Raw genomic sequence first — 16,249 nt, 5'->3', positions numbered from 1 at the left:
CGGGGGAGAAGGTGCCTGCGGAGCAGACGGATGAGGGCTGTAGCTCCTCATCCGTCCTTTCCCTCATCCGACCCGGCTATGCCGGGCCACCTTCCCCCCGGGGGAGAAGGCTCGGCGTTGCGTTACGACGACTTCTCGCAGGTCTCGGAGCGCTTCGGCCAGTTGCCGGCCTTCTCGACATAGTCCTTGGCGTTGGTCTCGATCAGCGGACGGACCTCGTCCTTCATCGGCTCGACCCAGTCGGCCTTCTTGGTCCACTTCGTGCCGTCCCACTCCGAGACGAACATCTTGCTGTGGCCGGAATGGTCGGTGCAGGAGATCGTCGTCGGCGTGACGAAGCCGCCGAGCCCGATCTCCTTCAGGCGCGCCTCGGTCAGGTTGAGCGATTCCAGGCCGCGACGCATGTCCTGCGCATCGATCACCTTCTTGCCGGTGAGCTTCTGCGCGTTGCGGATGCCCTCGACGACCAGCATCGCGTTGTAGACGCCGCGGTTGTAGAGGGCCTCGCCGACCTTCTCCTTCGGTGTCGTGCTCTTGCCCTTGTCGACCACGAACTTCAGGATGTCCTGCATCGCGGGCGCCTCGGTGCCGCTCAGCGTCCAGCTCAGCGACCGGTAGCCCTTGGCCTGCTCGCCGCCCGCACGCGCGTCGTCATCGCCGCCAGCCCACCACACGCCGACGAACTTGTTCATCGGGAAGTTGTTCTTGGCGGCTTCCTTGACCGCAGTCGGGTTCATCGCGCCCCAGCCCTGGTTGTAGAGGAAGTCCGGCCGGTCACGCCGGATCGAGAGCCAGAGCGAGCCCTGATTCTGCATGTCGGCCGCCGCCACCGGGTACAGCTTCAGCTCGAAGCCGTATTTCTTGGCGAGGTTCTCGAGCACCGGGATCGGCTCCTTGCCGAAGGGCGCGTCGAGATGGATCAGGCCGAGCTTCTTGCCCTTGAGCTTGTCGAGGCCGCCGAGCTCGGCCGCCATGTGCTTCACCATGACGGAGGCGCCGTCCCAATAGGTGAAGGGCGGGATGAAGACCCAGGGGAAGTTCGTGCCATCAGCCGAGGCGGAGAGGCCATAGGCCATCGACAGGATCGGGATCTTGTCGACATGGGCGCGCGGGATCGCGGCGAGCGTCGCGCCGGTCGACCAGGGCGAATAGACGATGGTGTTCTTCGCCTTGGCCTGCTCGTAGCACTCGATCGACTTCTTGGTGTCGTAGCCGGTCTCGCACTCCTCGTAGATGACCTTGACGCCGTTCACGCCGCCGTCGCGCTCGTTGATCATCGTGACGTAGTCGCGCATGCCGTCGCCGATCGGGATGCCCGAGCCGGAGAACGGGCCGGTGCGATAGGCGTTGTTGGCGAAGTAGACGCTGTCCTGCGCCGCGGCCGGAGCGATCGCGCCGGCTGCGGTGAGTAGGGCGCCCAGAGCCGCCCCTTTCATCAGAATGCTGGTCTTCATGGACTTCCTCCGTTTGTTTCCTCCCGACCAGACAGCTGCCGGATCGGTCTTTCAGCGCCGGCGCTTCAGCGTCGCCGGTCGTTTCTTGGGTCCATCCCTTAGCCTCAGTAGGGGAAGGGCCACGTCCGCAATTTCTGCTTGCCGATCTGCCAGAGCCGGGCGAGGCCGTGCGGCTCGACGATCAGGAAGAGGATGATCAGCGCGCCGACGAGCATGAAAGTGACGTGCTCGGCCGCTGCGCCGCCGATCGGGACTCCGAGCGCTGGCAGGCCGAACTTCAGCGCGGTCGGCAGGATGGAAAGGAAGGCCGCACCGAAGAAGGAGCCGATCAGCGAGCCGAGCCCCCCGATGATGACCATGAACAGGATGTTGAAGGAGAGCCGGATCGAGAACACGTCCGCCGCCTCGCCGCCGCCGTACCAGAGGAAGATCATCATCGCGCCTGCGACGCCGGCGAAATAGGACGAGACCGCGAAGGCCATCAGCTTGGCGTTGAGCAGCTTGATGCCCATGAGTTCGGCGGCGATGTCCATGTCGCGCACCGCCATCCAGGAGCGGCCGAGCTTGCCGTGGACCAGGTTCGAGGCGAACCAGGTCAGCACCACGACAAGGCCGAGGCAGACGAAATAGCGTGTCTCGGGCGTCGCGGACGCTCCCGTCAGCGGGACGTCGAACAGCGTGCGCTGAGGCACCTCGATCGCGCCCGAGGCGTTGTAGTTGAACAGCCAGGGCACGCGCACGAAGGCCCATTGCAGGAAGAACTGCGCGGCGAGCGTGGCGACGGCGAGGTAGAAGCCCTTGATGCGCAGCGAGGGCAGGCCGAAGAGCACGCCGATGCCGGCCGAGAACAGCCCCGACACCAGGATCAGGACGATGATGTTCACGTTCGGGAAGAAGGTCGTCAGCTTGTAGCAGGCATAGGCGCCGACGCCCATGAAGGCGGCGGTGCCAAGCGAGATCAGCCCGGTATAGCCGGTGAGGATGTTGAGCCCGATCGCCGCCAGCGAGAAGACGAGGAAGGGGATCATCACCGAGGCGATGAAGAAGTCGCTGCCGAAGAAGGGGATGGCGACGAAGGCGATCGCCAGGATGACGGCAATGCCGATCCGGTCTTCCCTGAGCGGGAAGACGGCCATGTCGGCGGAGTAGGTCGATTTGAACTGGCCGGCCTCGCGGTAGAGCATGTCGTCCGGCTCCTCAGATACGTTCGATGATCTTGTCGCCGAACAGTCCCTGCGGCCTGAACAGCAGGAAGCCCAGCGCGATGAAATAGGCGAGCCAGCTTTCGATGCCGCCGCCGACCAGCGGGCCCCAGTAGAACTCGCCGAGCTTCTCGCCGATGCCGATGATGAGGCCGCCAACGATGGCGCCGGGAATCGAGGTGAAGCCGCCGAGGATCAGCACCGGCAGCGCCTTCAGCGCCACGATCTCGAGCGCGAAGGAGACGTCCGAGCGCGCGCCCCACATGATGCCGGTGATCAGCGCGACGATGCCGGCGGTGAACCAGACGATGACCCAGATCTGGTTGAGCGAAATGCCGACCGAGAGCGCGGCCTTGTGGCTGTCGGCGACGGCACGCAGCGCGCGGCCGATGCGGGTGTACTGGAAGAAGGCGGCGAGCAGCGCGATCATCAGCGAGGCGATCACGGCCGCGGCGATGTCGATCTTCTGCAGCGAGACCAGCCCGCCGAGGATCTGCAGATCGAGCGCGCCCTTCGGCAGATAGAGCTGGTCGGCGATCATCTGCTTGGGATTGCCGCCGAACAGCGCTTCGCCGAAGCCGATCAGGAAATAGGTGATGCCGAAGGTCGCCATGAACAGGATGATGTCCGGCTGGTTGACCAGCGGCCGCAGCACCACGCGCTCGATGGTGACGGCGAGCGCGAACATGACGCCGAGGGTGATGATGACGGCGAGGAAGGCCGGCACGCCCTTCTCGTAGAGGCCGACCAGCGTCAGCGCCGCGAACACCACCATGATGCCCTGGGCGAAGTTGAACACGCCCGAGGCCTTGAAGATCAGCACGAAGCCGAGCGCGATCAGGGCGTAGAGCACGCCGGAGACGAGCCCTTCCCAGACCGTCTGTGCCAGGAGGTCCGGCGCCTGCGCCATCTGCTGGAAGGGGTCGACGAAGATGGCGTTGAGGGTGCCGGAGCCGTCGAGCCGGGCGCCGACGATCGCGGCGATCACGACGGCGGCGAGGATCAGGCCGGCCTTGATCCAGGGATTGGCCAGCGGGTTCGAGGCCGGGCGGGTGGCGATGTCGCTCATATGTCCGCGCTCCTCAATGCGCCACGCCGAGATAGGCGTCGATCACCTTCTGGTTCGCCTTGACCTCGTCGGGCGTGCCGTCGGCGATCTTGCGGCCGTATTCGAGCACGACGACGCGGTCGGAGAGGTCCATCACGACCCCCATGTCATGCTCGATCAAAGCGATCGTCGTGCCGAACTGGTTGTTCACGTCGAGGATGAAGCGGCACATGTCCTCCTTCTCCTCGAGGTTCATGCCGGCCATCGGCTCGTCGAGCAGGAGCAGCTCAGGCTCCATGGCGAGCGCACGGCCGAGCTCGACGCGCTTCTGCAGGCCGTAGGGCAGCTTGCCGACCGGCAGCTTGCGGATGTGCTCGATCTGCAGGAAGTCGATGATGTCCTCGACGACGCGGCGGTGCGCGATCTCCTCCTGCATCGCCGGGCCGTGGCGCAGCGCCTGCCAGAACAAACCCCTCTTCATCTTGAGCGTGCGGCCGGTCATGATGTTGTCGAGCGTCGACATGCCCTTGAACAGCGCGACGTTCTGGAAGGTGCGGGCGATGCCGCCGGCGGCGGCGCGATGCGGGCGCATCTTGGCGCGGCGCTCGCCCTTGAAGACGATCTGGCCTTCCTGCGGCTGGTAGAACCCGTTGATGCAGTTGAGCATCGAGGTCTTGCCGGCGCCGTTGGGGCCGATGATGGCGCGGATTTCGCCCTTGCGGATGTCGAAGGAGACATCGGTGATCGCCTTCACGCCGCCGAAGCGCAGCGAGATGTTCTCGACCGAGAGCAGGACTTCGCCCTTGCCGCGGATGGGGGTGCCCGTCACGTTCATCGGCTCCGCGTTCATGCCGCTTTCGCCGCTGCCGGCGCCTCCTGCCCGGTGACGGGATAGGTCTTGGCGTCGCGCACCTTGACCCGGGCCGAGATCGCACCCTTGCGGCCGTCCTCGAAGGTGACTTCGGTCGAGATGTCGGCGGCCTCCGAGCCGTCGTAGAGAGCCGCGACCAGCGGGGCGTAGCGCTCGGCGATGAAGCCGCGCCGCACCTTCTGGGTGCGGGTGAGCTCGCCGTCGTCGGCGTCGAGTTCCTTGTGCAGGATGAGGAAGCGCTTGATCTGGGCCCCGCCCATCATCGGCTCGGTGGCGAGCGAGCGGTTCACCTCGTCGACGTGCTTGGCGATCATGTCGTAGACGAGGTCGTGGCCGGCAAGCTCCTGATAGGAGGCGTAGACCACGTTGTTGCGCTCGGCCCAGTTGCCGACGGCGGTGAGATCGATGTTCAGCGCGACGGTGGCGTAGTCGCGGCCCTGGCCGAAGGCGACGGCTTCCTTGATGTTCGGATAGAACTTCAGCTTGTTCTCGATGTATTTGGGCGGGAAGAGGTCGCCGCTCGCGAGCTTGCCGACGTCCTTGGCGCGGTCGATGATCTTGAGGTGGCCGCCCTCATCGAAGAAGCCGGCGTCGCCCGATCGGACATAGCCGTCGGCGGTCATCGTCTCGGCGGTCTTGTCCGGGTCCTTGTAATAGCCGCCGAAGATCGAGGGCGAGCGGTAAAGCACCTCGCCATTGTCGTCGATGCGGATCTCGACCAGCGGCGCCGGCTTGCCGACCGTGTCGGCCTTGATCTCGCCGTTGGGCTGCATGGTGATGTAAACGCCGGCCTCGGTCTGGCCGTAGAGCTGCTTCAGGTTGACGCCGATCGAGCGGTAGAAGCGGAAGAGCTCGGGGCCGATCGCTTCGCCGGCGGTGTAGCCGACCTTGATGTTGGTCAGGCCGAAGCGGTTGCGCAGCGGGCCGTAGACCAGGAGGTCGCCGAGCTTGTAGAGCAGCCGGCCCTTGAGCGGCACGCTCTCGCCGTTCAGGATCTGCTCGCCGTACTGCTTGGCCACGCCGAGGAAGTAGTGGAACATCCTGCGCTTCAGGGCGCCGGCGTCCTCCATGCGCACCATGGTGATGGTCAGCATGTTCTCGAAGACGCGCGGCGGGGCGAAGGCGTAGGTCGTGCCGACTTCGCGGCGGTCGTCGACGACGGTGTCCGGGCTTTCCGGGCAGTTGACGCAGAAGCCCGCCAGCATCGCCTGCGCATAGGAGAAGACGTGGTCGCCGACCCAGGCGATCGGCAGATAGGCGATGACCTCGTCGCTCTCGTTGAGCCCGTCGAAACCGCAGCCGATCTCGGCGGCGACGATGACGTTGTAATGGCTGAGCATCACGCCCTTGGGCCGCCCCGTCGTGCCGGAGGTGTAGAGGATGATGCCGAGGTCCGAGCCCTTGCCCTGCTCCATCTCGCGGGCGAGCGCTGCCTCGGCCTGCGGGTCCTTGAGCGCCTTGGCGCCGGCCGCGATCACCGTTTCGATGGCGTGGAGCTTGCTGTGATCGTAGTCGCGCAGGCCGCGCGGCTCGTCGTAGAGCATCTGGCGCAGATGCGGCAGGCGGTCGGCGATCGAGAGCAGCTTGTCGACCTGCTCCTGGTCCTGCACCACGGCGAAGGCGGCCTCGGCATGGTCGAGGACATAGGCCATCTCCTCGGCGACGCCGTCGGCATAGACCGGCACAGGGATCGCGCCGATCCATTGCGCAGCGCACATCGACCAATAGAGCTTCGGCCGGTTGTAGCCGATGATCGCGACCTTCTCGCCGCGCTTCAGCCCGAGATCCTGCATGCCCTTGGCGAAGTTGCGAACATGGCTTGCCACCTCGGCCCAGTCCCAGGACTGCCAGATGCCGAGATCCTTGTGGCGGAAGGCGACGCGGGACGCGCGCTCCCCGGCGTTGCGCAACAGCAATTTCGGAAAGGTGTCCGCCTGGCCGGCGGTGCCGCTTGCCACGATTGCGTTCTCCCTGACGAGCCGCCATGCGTCGTGGCAGCTTCCTGTAAGCCGGTTCCCGGCCTCGTTCTCATGCAAGACTTGCAGGCGGGTATCATCTTCGCAAGGACCCGCTTGACAGACAATTCTCCTTTTGTTGACTATTGTCCCGCCGAAGTGTGCTTCGTGCGCAAATTTGCAGCGCCCTTCCTGGCTTTGGCACTGATTTCCCTCGCGAATCGGGCACGATCAACCGGCGGGCCGGATAGCGCCCTGCCGCTGTGGCGGACCGGCACATGCTTCATCATCTATCATTCGGCGTTTCCGACATCGAACGCGCCAGCGCCTTCTACGACGCCGTGCTGGCGCCGCTGGGATATGTCAGGGTCTGGTCTGACCTGAGGCCAGGCGAGTCGGGGCAGGCGGTCGGCTATGGCGCACCGGGTGGCGGCGACAAATTGGCCCTGAAGCTGCAGCCGGACGGTCAGAGGCCGCCCGGCCCGGGATTTCACCTTGCCTTTGCCGCGCCGGATCGGGCGGCCGTCGATCAATTCCATGCGGCGGCGCTCCAGCATGGCGGGCGCGACAACGGCGCGCCAGGGCTACGCGCCCATTACGGCACCTACTACTACGCGGCCTTCGTGGTCGATCCCGATGGCTTCAATATCGAGGCGGTGTGCAACGCCCCGGCTTAGCCTGACTTGACCGTCGGCACGGTTTCAAGCGCCAAGCCGAATCGAAAAGCCCGCCATCCTCGTGATGGCGGGCTCTCGGGACGCGGCGGATGATCGGTCAGTAGCGCTCGTAGTGATGGCGCCGGTAGCCATGGGCCGGCGCGTGCGGCGGCGGCCCGCCATGGCGGCGACCGTAACCGTAGCCGCGATCATAGCCGCGGCCTTGGCGGTAGTAGTCGCGCCGGTGCTGCCGCTCCATGTTCCGCTGGATTTCCCATTCGCGATGTTCGCGGGTGTGACGTGTATACTCGGCCGGCAGCCTGTCCAGCGCCGCGGCGTGCGGAACGGTTTGCGGCGCGGCGCCGGCCGGCGTGGCGGCGATCGCAGCCAGAGCTAGGCCGGCGGCCATCAGAATTCTACGCATGGTCGTCTCCTTCAGTCGATGGCCGCATTGGATCAAGACCGGACCCAATGAAGCCTGAACGGGCAGGTTGGCTGCCGTTCAGAAAGGCCCGCGCCTCGCGGCTTGGCCGCGGCGCGGCGTCCCCGGGCTTGCACGGCGATCGACGCTCACTTTTACCGGCTGGAGGACGTGGAAGGGGTCGGCCCAATCGCCCCAGACGCGATGGGCGATGTCCGATTGAGCGGCAGCGTATTCGGCCGCCTGGTCGTTGACCCGCTTCATGAACAGATCGAAGAAGCCAAACATCTCGAAAGTTCCTTTCTCCGCACGGGACTGTTCGGGAAAGGCAACGCGCGAGATGCGATTTGGTGCCCTTCCGGGAATCCTCAACCTTCGTAGCGGGCAAGCTTGCCGAGGTCGCGGATGGTAATGCTGCCGTGCCCAACTTCGATCAGGCCGAGATCGGCAAGCTTCGCCAGGCCCTGATTGGCCATCTGGCGCGAAATGCCTGCGAGCATGCCGAGTTCCTCCTGCGAGATCGCCAGCGTGCGGCCGAGATCGGGGTAGAGGATCGGGTTGAACAGCCAGGCGAGATTGCGGGCGAGGCGGCCGGTTGAATCGAGCGTGCGCTCTGTCTCTGCCAGCGAGATGAACTGCGCGAGCCGCTCATTGAACTGGTGGACGAGGAAGCGGTTGAACGCCGCCGAATGCTCGAACAGCCAGAGGAAGGTCGAGCGGCGCATCAAGGCGATCCGCGACTCGCGCAGGGCAACCAACTCGTAACGGCGCGGTTCGGCCTTGATCACCGTGCCCTCGCCGAACCAGGCGCCGGCGCGCAGGCCCGCGAGCGTCGCCGTTTTGCCGGATTTCGAGGTGGTCGCCATCTTGACTAGCCCCTCGGCGACCCCGGTCCAGGATTCCAGCCGGTCGCCGACATGGCAGATCGAGGCACCCTTGCCGTAGCTCTTGAAGGAGATGCCGCGCCGGGCCTCCTCGAACTCGTCCTCCGACAGGTCATGGGACCAGGAGGCGATGGCGCGCAGTTCCTCGGGGGTGATCAAGATGGCGGTTATCCGGGTTGATGAGGCAGGTTTCGGCGGCGTGGCGTCATTCTCGGGCGAAGCGGAACGTAGGCCCGAGAATCGCCTTCAGGAAGAGGCTCTGGAGGCTCCTTGTCATGAGATGCTCGGGTCAAGCCCGAGCATGACGGCACAGCGCGTTGCCGGCTATTCCGCAGCCTGCGACATTACCGCAGCAGGGCCGCCCTCGCGCAATTGCCCCAGCAGCACCGCTTCCTCGGCCTTCGCTGCCTTCAGATGCCGTTCTTTGACATGGCCGAAGCCGCGGATCATTTCGGGGATCGCGGCGAGCGCCACGCAAAGCGTGTGGTTCTCCGGCGTGAGCGTCGTCAGCAGCTCGTTCAATAGGGCCTCGTAATCGGCGATCAGGCGGCGCTCGGTGCGTCGTTCCTCGGTGTAGCCGAAGGGGTCGAAGGCGGTGCCGCGCAGGCCTTTGAACTTCGCCAGCACCGAGAAAGCGCCCATCATCCAGGGACCGAAGCTGATCTTGCGCGGCAGGCCCGTGTTCGGATCGCGCTGGGCCAGCAGCGGGGGGGCGAGGTGGAACTCGTAGCGCAGCTTCTTGCCGTCGCTGCCTCCCTCGAAGGTCGCGGCGACCTGCTTGCGGAAGGCGCCGTCGCTGTAGAGGCGGGCGACCTCGTACTCGTCCTTATAGGCCATCAGCTTGAAGAGATTGCGGGCGACGGACTCGCTCAGCGTGGTCTGGCCCGGCATGACTGCGGCTTCCCGCGTCTGCACGCGGGCGACGAGGTGGCGGTAGCGCGCCGCATAGGCGGCGTTCTGATAGGCGGTGAGGAAGGCGACGCGGCGCTCGATGATCTCGTCGAGCGTCTGCGAAAGCTGGCGGGCTGGCGTCGCCGCCTTGGTCTGCGAGAGAAGTTCGGCCAGCCCCTGGGGATCATGCGCGGCGCGGCGGCCGAGCTCGAAGGCTTGCCTGTTCATCGCCACGGCCTCGCCATTGAGCTCGATCGCCCTGAGCAGGGCATCGCGGGAAAGCGGAACACAGCCGAGCTGCCAGGCATGGCCGAGCATGAACATGTTGGCGGCGATGGCATTGCCGAGGAAGGCCACCGCAGCGGCGGTCGCGTCGAGGAAATGCGTCCGGTCGCGGCCGGCCGCCGACAGGATCGCGCGCTTCAGCCGCTCCGTCGGCAGGGAGAAATCGGCGTTGCGGGTGAAGTCGCCCGGCAGGCTCTCGGCGGTGTTGACGATGACGGTGCCGCGTTCGGGGCGGATCGCGCCGAGCACCTTCTTCGAGCCGGTGACGGTGAGATCGCAGCCCAGCACGAGATCGGCTTGTCCCGCCGTGACGCGGATGGCGTGGATGTCGTCGGGATGCGGCGCGAGCTTGACGTGGCTGAAGACGGCGCCGCCCTTCTGGGCCAGGCCGGCCATGTCGATCATGCCGCAGCCCTTGCCTTCGAGATGCGCGGCCATGCCGAGGATGGCACCGATGGTGACGACGCCGGTGCCGCCGACGCCGGTGACGATCACGGCATAGCTGCGGTCGAGCGCCGGCACGGTCGGTTCGGGGACCTTGCCCTCGCCGAGCGCCGCGGCGTCGAGCCTGAGCGGATCGGCCTTCTTAGGCTTGGCGCCGTGGACGGTGACGAAGGACGGGCAGAAGCCCTTGATGCAGGAGAAGTCCTTGTTGCAGTTCGACTGATCGATCTGGCGCTTGCGGCCGAACTCGGTCTCGAGCGGCTGTACCGAGACGCAGTTCGACTGCACGCCGCAATCACCGCAGCCCTCGCAGACCAGCTCGTTGACGATTACGCGCTTGTCCGGATCGGGATAGGCGCCGCGCTTGCGCCGCCGGCGCTTCTCGGTGGCGCAGGTCTGGTCGTAGAGCAACAGCGAGACGCCGGAGATCGTGGCGAGTTCGCGCTGGACGGCGTCGAGCTCGTCGCGGTGGTGCAGGGTCGTGCCGGCCGGCCATTGCGTGCCGGGCGGATATTTGCCGGGGTCGTCGCTGACGACGGCGATGCGCCTCACGCCTTCGGCCGCGACCTGCCGCGCCATCTGGTCGGGGGAGAGATGGCCTTCCGCCTGCTGGCCGCCGGTCATGGCGACGGCGTCGTTGTAGAGCAGCTTGTAGGTGACGTTGACGCCAGAGGCGACGGCCCAGCGGATCGCGAGCGAGCCGGAATGGGTATAGGTACCGTCGCCGAGATTCTGGAAGACGTGGCCGCGCGTCGAGAACGGCGCTTCGCCGACCCAGTTGGCGCCCTCGCCGCCCATCTGGGTGAAACCTGCCGTGTCGCGGTCCATCCACTGCACCATGTAGTGGCAGCCGATGCCGGCATAGGCGCGCGACCCCTCGGGCACGATTGTCGAGGAGTTATGCGGGCAGCCCGAGCAGAAATAAGGGGTGCGCTTCGCGATCTCCTGCGCTTCGGCAAGCCGCCCCTGCGCTTTCGCGATCTCGTCCAGCCTCGCGCGCAGGGCGGGATCGTCGCGATACTGGAGCAGGCGGCCGCCCAGGGCGATCGCGATGTCGTTGGGGTCGAGTGCGCCATGGACCGGGAAGAGCCACTCTCCCTTTTCGTCCTTCTTGCCGATCACCATGGGCTGGTGCGGGGCGCCATAGAGCTCCTCGCGGACCTGCACCTCGATCAGCGAGCGCTTTTCCTCGACCACCATGATCAGGTCGAGACCCTCGGCAAACTGCTTCAGCTCGGCCGGATCGATCGGCCAGGGGCAGGCGAGCTTGAACAGGCGGATGCCGAGATCATTGGCGCGGACCTCGTCGATGCCGAGATCCTCCAGCGCCTGCTGCACGTCGAGATACGATTTGCCGACGGTGGCGATGCCGATGCGCGGCTGCCGGCCGCCATGGGTGACGATGCGGTTGAGCTTGTTGGCGCGCAGATAGGCGAGCATCGCATCGCGCTTGTAGAGATGCATCCGGCGCTCCTGCTCGACGAAATCGAGCTCGCGGCGGATGGCGAGGCCGCCGGGCGGCGGAACGTAGTCCGTCGGCGTGATAATCTCGACGCGATCGAGCGAGCCGTCGATCGAGGCCGTCGATTCGATGTTGTCCTTCACGCATTTGATGCCGACCCAGACCGAGGCGAAGCGCGAGAGCGCGATGCCATGCAGGCCGTAGTCGATGATCTCCTGTACGCCGGCCGGGTTCAGGATCGGCATCATCCGGTCGACCAGGACGAATTCGGTCTGATGAGCGTTGGTCGAGGATTCTGCGGTATGGTCGTCGCCCATCAGGCAGATCACGCCGCCCTTGGGATCGGTGCCGGCCATGTTGCCGTGGCGGAAGACGTCGCCGGAGCGGTCCACGCCCGGCCCCTTGCCGTACCAGAGCGCGAAGACACCATCGTGCCTGCCTTCACCGCTTAACCCCGCCTGCTGCGTGCCCCAGACGGCGGTGGCGGCGAGGTCCTCGTTCAGACCGGGCTGGAAGACGATATTGGCGGCGGTCAGCGCCTTGCCGGCGCGCATCAATTGCTGGTCGAGCCCGCCGAGCGGGGAGCCGCGATAGCCCGAGACGAAGCCGGCGGTGTCTAACCCGGCGCGGCGGTCGCGCTCGCGCTGCATCAGCAGCATGCGGGCGACGGCCTGTGTGCCGGTGAGGAACACCTCACGCTTGTCGAGATCGTATTTGTCGTCGAGCGCGACGCTGCGCAGTGCTCCCGCGTCAGTGCCCGATATGCGCGGTGTCTCGGCCATGCTCGGCCTCCCCGGATCGTCGTTCCCGCCGACGGACCGGTTGTCCCGGCCTCATGCTGTGCCGTCTTTGCGGCAAATATGTCAGTGATGCTGACATATCGACCGGAGGCGGTCAATTGATCTGGTATCATTCCAGTTTTCGAGGCGCGGTCCAGAGGGATGATGGTCGTGGAGGCCAGGCGTCATGCGGGAGCGCCGCGATTTGGCCCCGTTTGGCGGGGATGGCTGTTGCGGTGGTCGTAGGCCCGTCATGGTCGTTGACGATCGCTTAACCATGATCCACGCAAAGCCACCGGAGGATCACGGAGGGTTCGCCTTTGACGCGACGCGCATCTTTGACGGCCCTCGCCGGGCTCCTGCTGGCCGCCATCGCGGCCGGGCCGGCGGCTGCGCATCCGCACGTCTTCGTCAATGCCAAGGCAGAGATCGTCTTCGCGCCCGACGGCACGGTGCAGGCGATCCGGCACCGTTGGAGCTTCGACGAGGCCTATTCGGCCTATATCACGCAGGGCCTCGACAAGAACGGGGACGGCAAGCTGACGTCGGACGAACTCGCCGAACTCGCCAAGACCAACGTCGAATCGCTGCCGGATGTCGAGTTCTTCACGGCGGCCAAGCTCAATGGCCGCAAGCAGGAATTCGGCACGCCGGGCGAGCAGGTGATGTCCTTCGACAACAAGGTGCTGACCCTGGTCTTCACGCTGCCGTTGAAGAGCCCAGCGAAAGCGCGCTCGTTCGGCATCGAGATCGGCGATCCCACCTATTTCGTCGCCTTCAGCATCGTCGACGAGCCCGACGCGGTCGTGACCAAGGGCGCGCCGCAGGGCTGCGTGGTGCGGGTGAACCGGCCGCCCAAGCTCGACGATGCCACGCAGAAGCGCCTGGCCGAAGCCGACATCACCGCGATGCCCGATGTCAGCGGGCTCGAAGTGACGACGCGGGCGCTGGTGGCATGTCCGTGACTATGTCACTCAGCCCTCATCCTGAGGAGCCGCGGAGCGGCGTCTCGAAGGATGGTCCAGCGCACTCTGGATCATCCTTCGAGATGCGCTCTCCGAGCGCTCCTCAGGATGAGGGCTCGAAAGTGGCGAGGCCGCTATTTGCGCGCATCGTCGTTGCGGCGCTGGCGCTGCTCCTGGTCGTGGGCGTGGTTGCGCTTCTCGCCATGCTGATCGCGAGTGTTAGCCCACCGCCTCCGCCTCCGCCGCGCAATCCTTTCGGCACGGCGCTGCCACGCGAGGCGCTGCCGTCCACCACCGGCTTCGGCGCGCTGCTGATCGCCTGGCAGTCGAGCTTCTACCGCGAGCTGACGGCGGCGCTGAAGGCGATCGCGACGGCGCCCGGCGCGCTCTGGGGTTTGCTCGGGCTCTCCTTCGGCTATGGCGTCTTCCACGCAGCCGGGCCCGGACACGGCAAGGCGGTGATCTCCGGTTACATCGTCGCCGACAACCGTAGCCTGAAGCGCGGCCTTGGCCTGAGCTTCGCGGCGGCCCTGCTGCAGGCCCTGGTCGCCATCGCGATCGTGACGGTGGCGACGCTGCTGCTGCGGCTCACGGCGATGCAGATGAATGCCGCAACGACCGTGATTGAGCAGGGCAGCTTCCTGCTGGTCGCGCTGGTCGGCCTGCTGATGCTCTGGCGCAAGTCGGGCGCATTTATTGGGCTGGAGGCGGGCGCTGCGCATGATCCGGCGGCCTGCGACCACGTCCATATGCCGGATGCCGATCAGGTCTCGCGGCTCGCCGGCTGGCGGGACATGGCAGGCGTCGTGCTGGCTGCTGGTTCGCGGCCCTGCGCAGGGGCGCTGATCATCCTCGTCTTCGCGGCGTCGCAAGGGCTGTTCTGGGCCGGCGTCGCCGCGACCCTGGCCATGGCGCTCGGTACCGCATTGACCACCGGGGCGCTGGCCGCCTTCGCGGTCTTCTTCAAATTCGCGGCGCTGAAATTCGCCGGCGGCGGCAACCTGCGCTCGGCGCGGCTGATCGCCGGGCTCGAGCTCCTTGCAGCCGCCTTCGTCGCCGTGCTGGGCGCGGCGCTCTTCACCGGCCTCTGGCTCGGCGGGGCGGGGGGCTGAATCTGAAGACGCCTAGAATCGCAGCCCTCATCCTGAGGAGCCGCGTCAGCGGCGTCTCGAAGGATGCTTCAGCAGGCTCTGGAACCATCTGGAGCATCCTTCGAGACGCGCCTGCGGCGCTCCTCAGGATGAGGGCTGAGTTCGCCCAGTGGCGAACTAACGCTGCGGATCGTTCTTCAGCAGGATCGGCTTGCCGTGCGGGGTCGCTTCCGCGGCACGGGCCCAGGAGGCGGCGAGTGCGTCGACGCCGTCATGCGAGGCTAATCCCTTCTCGATCAGCAGGTGCTCCAGCGCCTCGCACCAGCGCTCGTAATAATCCGAGCCGTCGCGGCAACCGCCATTGGCGAGCGCTTCGCGGATTTCGGCGCCGAGCGCCTGCGCCCATTCATCGGCCGTGAAGACGCCCTTGTTCTGCAGCGCGACGACCAGCGCGAAGGCCTGCGCCTGCCAGGGCTCGGCGAAGATCGGCCCATCGGCATCGCGCGGGATCGGCGTGTCGGCGGCGAGCGCTGCCGCCAGGTCGGTCTCAGGCCGGCTCAAGATAGCTCTCCCAGGCCTCGATGCTGACGGCGGAGGTCGGGTCGCCATCGCGGCCCCAGAGCTCGCTGCCGGTGAAGACCACCGTGTAGAGCCACTGCGCCGTCTCGGGCAGGCCTTGCGAGCCGGTATCGGGGAAGACGTGGCAGCCGACGATGCGCTCGACCACGCCTTCCTTGCCGCGGGCATAGCGCGGCAGGCGGGTGTGGTGCTGCGGGTGCATCACGATGGTTCGCACTTTGTCGCCGGCGGCGAAGCGGGCCGGCGCCTTCGCTTCGCGCTCATAGGGGAAGCCGCGGCGCAGCACGCCGGCGACCTCCTCGCCCTTGAGCACGCGCTTCGGTTCGCGGCGCTCAGCCGAAGGCTTGCCGGTCGCGAGTTCGTCCGATGTCAGGAAGCCATGCTTGACCAGCACCTTGTCGAGCGCGGCCAGCCAGATCTCGTAATAGGTCGAGGAGAGGTACTGCGCCGGCGGCAGGCTCTCGCGGGCATGGCGGATCTCGTCGATGGTCCAGGCGCCCATGGCGCCGGCCGCGACATTGATCGCGAGCACGCGCTTCTCCCAGTCGCCGTGGAAGACCGGCTCGTTCGGCTCGGGGACGACCGGCCCGAAAGCCATCTGTCCGCCGAGGTCATGGGCGCTGTTCATGCGGCGTCCTCCACCTTCGGCAAACCGGTCCCGATCATCGAATCGCGGGTCACGATGCTGGCGAGTTTTTCCTCGCTCCAGCCCTCGGTGCCGGCCGGGCGCATCGGGATGACGATGAAGCGGGTCTCGGCCGTCGAATCCCAGACGCGGATGCGCTGGCTCTCCGGTAGCGTCACGCCGAAATCGGCGATGGTGCCGCGCGGGTCGATCACCGCCTTGGCGCGATAAGGCGGGGATTTGTACCAGACCGGCGGCAGCCCCAGCACCGGCCACGGGTAGCAGGAGCAGAGCGTGCAGACGATCAGGTTGTGCTGCTCGGGCGTGTTGAAGCAGGCGACGATATGCTCGCCGCCGCGCCCGCCATAGCCGAGCTCGGCCGCCGCTGCCGTGCCATCCGCCTTCAAGCGTTCGGCGAAGGCCGGATCGGTCCAGGCTTTTGCGACGATGCGGGCGCCGTCGCGCGGGCCGATCTTCGTCTCGTAGGTATCGATGATCGCGTCGAGCGCGGCCGGATCGACATAGCCCTTCTGAACCATCAGCGTTTCCAGCGCCTTCACGCGCGCCTCGATGGCGGTGAAGTGGTTGTCGTGATGATGGTCGTGATCGTGGTGGTGATGTCCGCTCATGGCGGCCT

15 protein-coding genes are annotated in these 16,249 nt (G+C 66.3%); 3 read left to right on the top strand and 12 right to left on the bottom strand.

All coding sequences use genetic code 11. From position 1 onward, the window contains the following. Window positions 1–122: 122 nt before the first annotated feature. The 5 genes from AB4Z10_RS05345 to AB4Z10_RS05325 form a co-directional block, all read right to left on the bottom strand. The gene (locus AB4Z10_RS05345; protein WP_441469338.1) at window positions 123–1,454 is read right to left on the bottom strand and encodes an ABC transporter substrate-binding protein; all 1,332 of its coding nucleotides are present in this window, start codon (window positions 1,452–1,454) and stop codon (window positions 123–125) included. A gap of 104 nt (window positions 1,455–1,558) precedes the next feature. After that, window positions 1,559–2,638 carry a branched-chain amino acid ABC transporter permease gene (locus AB4Z10_RS05340; RefSeq protein ID WP_441469337.1) on the bottom strand — a complete coding sequence of 360 codons (1,080 nt, stop codon included), beginning with the start codon at window positions 2,636–2,638 and terminating at the stop codon, window positions 1,559–1,561. A 13-nt stretch (window positions 2,639–2,651) separates the two neighbouring features. Beyond that, the gene (locus tag AB4Z10_RS05335; protein WP_441469513.1) at window positions 2,652–3,566 is read right to left on the bottom strand and encodes a branched-chain amino acid ABC transporter permease; all 915 of its coding nucleotides are present in this window, start codon (window positions 3,564–3,566) and stop codon (window positions 2,652–2,654) included. 172 nt (window positions 3,567–3,738) lie between these two features. After that, the gene (locus AB4Z10_RS05330) at window positions 3,739–4,539 is read right to left on the bottom strand and encodes an ABC transporter ATP-binding protein (protein WP_441469512.1); all 801 of its coding nucleotides are present in this window, start codon (window positions 4,537–4,539) and stop codon (window positions 3,739–3,741) included. An 11-nt stretch (window positions 4,540–4,550) separates the two neighbouring features. Then, complete coding sequence (locus AB4Z10_RS05325) at window positions 4,551–6,536, bottom strand: AMP-dependent synthetase/ligase (RefSeq protein ID WP_441469511.1); 1,986 nt, start codon at window positions 6,534–6,536, stop codon at window positions 4,551–4,553. Between the two features lie 272 nt (window positions 6,537–6,808). Here AB4Z10_RS05325 and AB4Z10_RS05320 point away from each other — a divergent pair, with 272 nt between their 5' ends. Further along, a complete protein-coding gene (locus AB4Z10_RS05320) occupies window positions 6,809–7,207 on the top strand; it encodes a VOC family protein (protein ID WP_441469336.1) in 399 nt (132 codons plus the stop codon). Window positions 7,208–7,304: 97 nt separating this feature from the next. Here the strand turns inward: AB4Z10_RS05320 and AB4Z10_RS05315 are convergent, their stop codons facing one another. The 4 genes from AB4Z10_RS05315 to AB4Z10_RS05300 all read right to left on the bottom strand — a co-directional run bounded on the left by AB4Z10_RS05315 (window position 7,305) and on the right by AB4Z10_RS05300 (window position 12,355). Continuing rightward, a complete protein-coding gene (locus tag AB4Z10_RS05315) occupies window positions 7,305–7,610 on the bottom strand; it encodes a hypothetical protein (RefSeq protein ID WP_441469335.1) in 306 nt (101 codons plus the stop codon). 78 nt (window positions 7,611–7,688) lie between these two features. Beyond that, on the bottom strand, window positions 7,689–7,895 hold the full coding sequence (locus tag AB4Z10_RS05310; RefSeq protein ID WP_441469334.1) for a hypothetical protein: 207 nt from the start codon (window positions 7,893–7,895) through the stop codon (window positions 7,689–7,691). An 80-nt stretch (window positions 7,896–7,975) separates the two neighbouring features. After that, complete coding sequence (locus AB4Z10_RS05305; RefSeq protein WP_441469333.1) at window positions 7,976–8,650, bottom strand: Crp/Fnr family transcriptional regulator; 675 nt, start codon at window positions 8,648–8,650, stop codon at window positions 7,976–7,978. Window positions 8,651–8,815: 165 nt separating this feature from the next. Continuing rightward, window positions 8,816–12,355, bottom strand: coding sequence for an indolepyruvate ferredoxin oxidoreductase family protein (locus AB4Z10_RS05300; protein WP_441469332.1), 3,540 nt, complete (start codon window positions 12,353–12,355; stop codon window positions 8,816–8,818). Between the two features lie 317 nt (window positions 12,356–12,672). On the opposite strand from AB4Z10_RS05300, the gene AB4Z10_RS05295 reads away from it, so the two are divergent. Together AB4Z10_RS05295 and AB4Z10_RS05290 are read left to right on the top strand one after the other, a co-directional pair. Further along, window positions 12,673–13,317: a DUF1007 family protein gene (locus AB4Z10_RS05295; protein ID WP_441469331.1), complete on the top strand. Its 645-nt coding sequence runs from the start codon at window positions 12,673–12,675 to the stop codon at window positions 13,315–13,317. A gap of 122 nt (window positions 13,318–13,439) precedes the next feature. Continuing rightward, a complete protein-coding gene (locus tag AB4Z10_RS05290) occupies window positions 13,440–14,429 on the top strand; it encodes a nickel/cobalt transporter (protein WP_441469330.1) in 990 nt (329 codons plus the stop codon). Between the two features lie 156 nt (window positions 14,430–14,585). Here AB4Z10_RS05290 and AB4Z10_RS05285 read toward each other — a convergent pair whose 3' ends face one another. The 3 genes from AB4Z10_RS05285 to nthA are packed head-to-tail and all read right to left on the bottom strand — an operon-like array spanning window position 14,586 to window position 16,241. Then, complete coding sequence (locus tag AB4Z10_RS05285; RefSeq protein WP_441469329.1) at window positions 14,586–14,969, bottom strand: nitrile hydratase accessory protein; 384 nt, start codon at window positions 14,967–14,969, stop codon at window positions 14,586–14,588. Beyond that, the gene (gene nthB, locus AB4Z10_RS05280; RefSeq protein ID WP_441469328.1) at window positions 14,956–15,615 is read right to left on the bottom strand and encodes a nitrile hydratase subunit beta; all 660 of its coding nucleotides are present in this window, start codon (window positions 15,613–15,615) and stop codon (window positions 14,956–14,958) included. Before nthB ends, AB4Z10_RS05285 begins: the two co-directional genes overlap by 14 nt. Further along, window positions 15,612–16,241 carry a nitrile hydratase subunit alpha gene (nthA, locus tag AB4Z10_RS05275; RefSeq protein WP_441469327.1) on the bottom strand — a complete coding sequence of 210 codons (630 nt, stop codon included), beginning with the start codon at window positions 16,239–16,241 and terminating at the stop codon, window positions 15,612–15,614. The genes nthB and nthA overlap by 4 nt, the downstream gene beginning before the upstream one ends. Between the last annotated feature and the right edge of the window lie 8 nt (window positions 16,242–16,249).

The sequence above is a fragment of the Allobosea sp. RAF48 genome (genome assembly GCF_052114025.1).
Lineage (GTDB): Bacteria > Pseudomonadota > Alphaproteobacteria > Rhizobiales > Beijerinckiaceae > Allobosea.
This window is presented reverse-complemented; position numbering and strand designations above follow the sequence as displayed.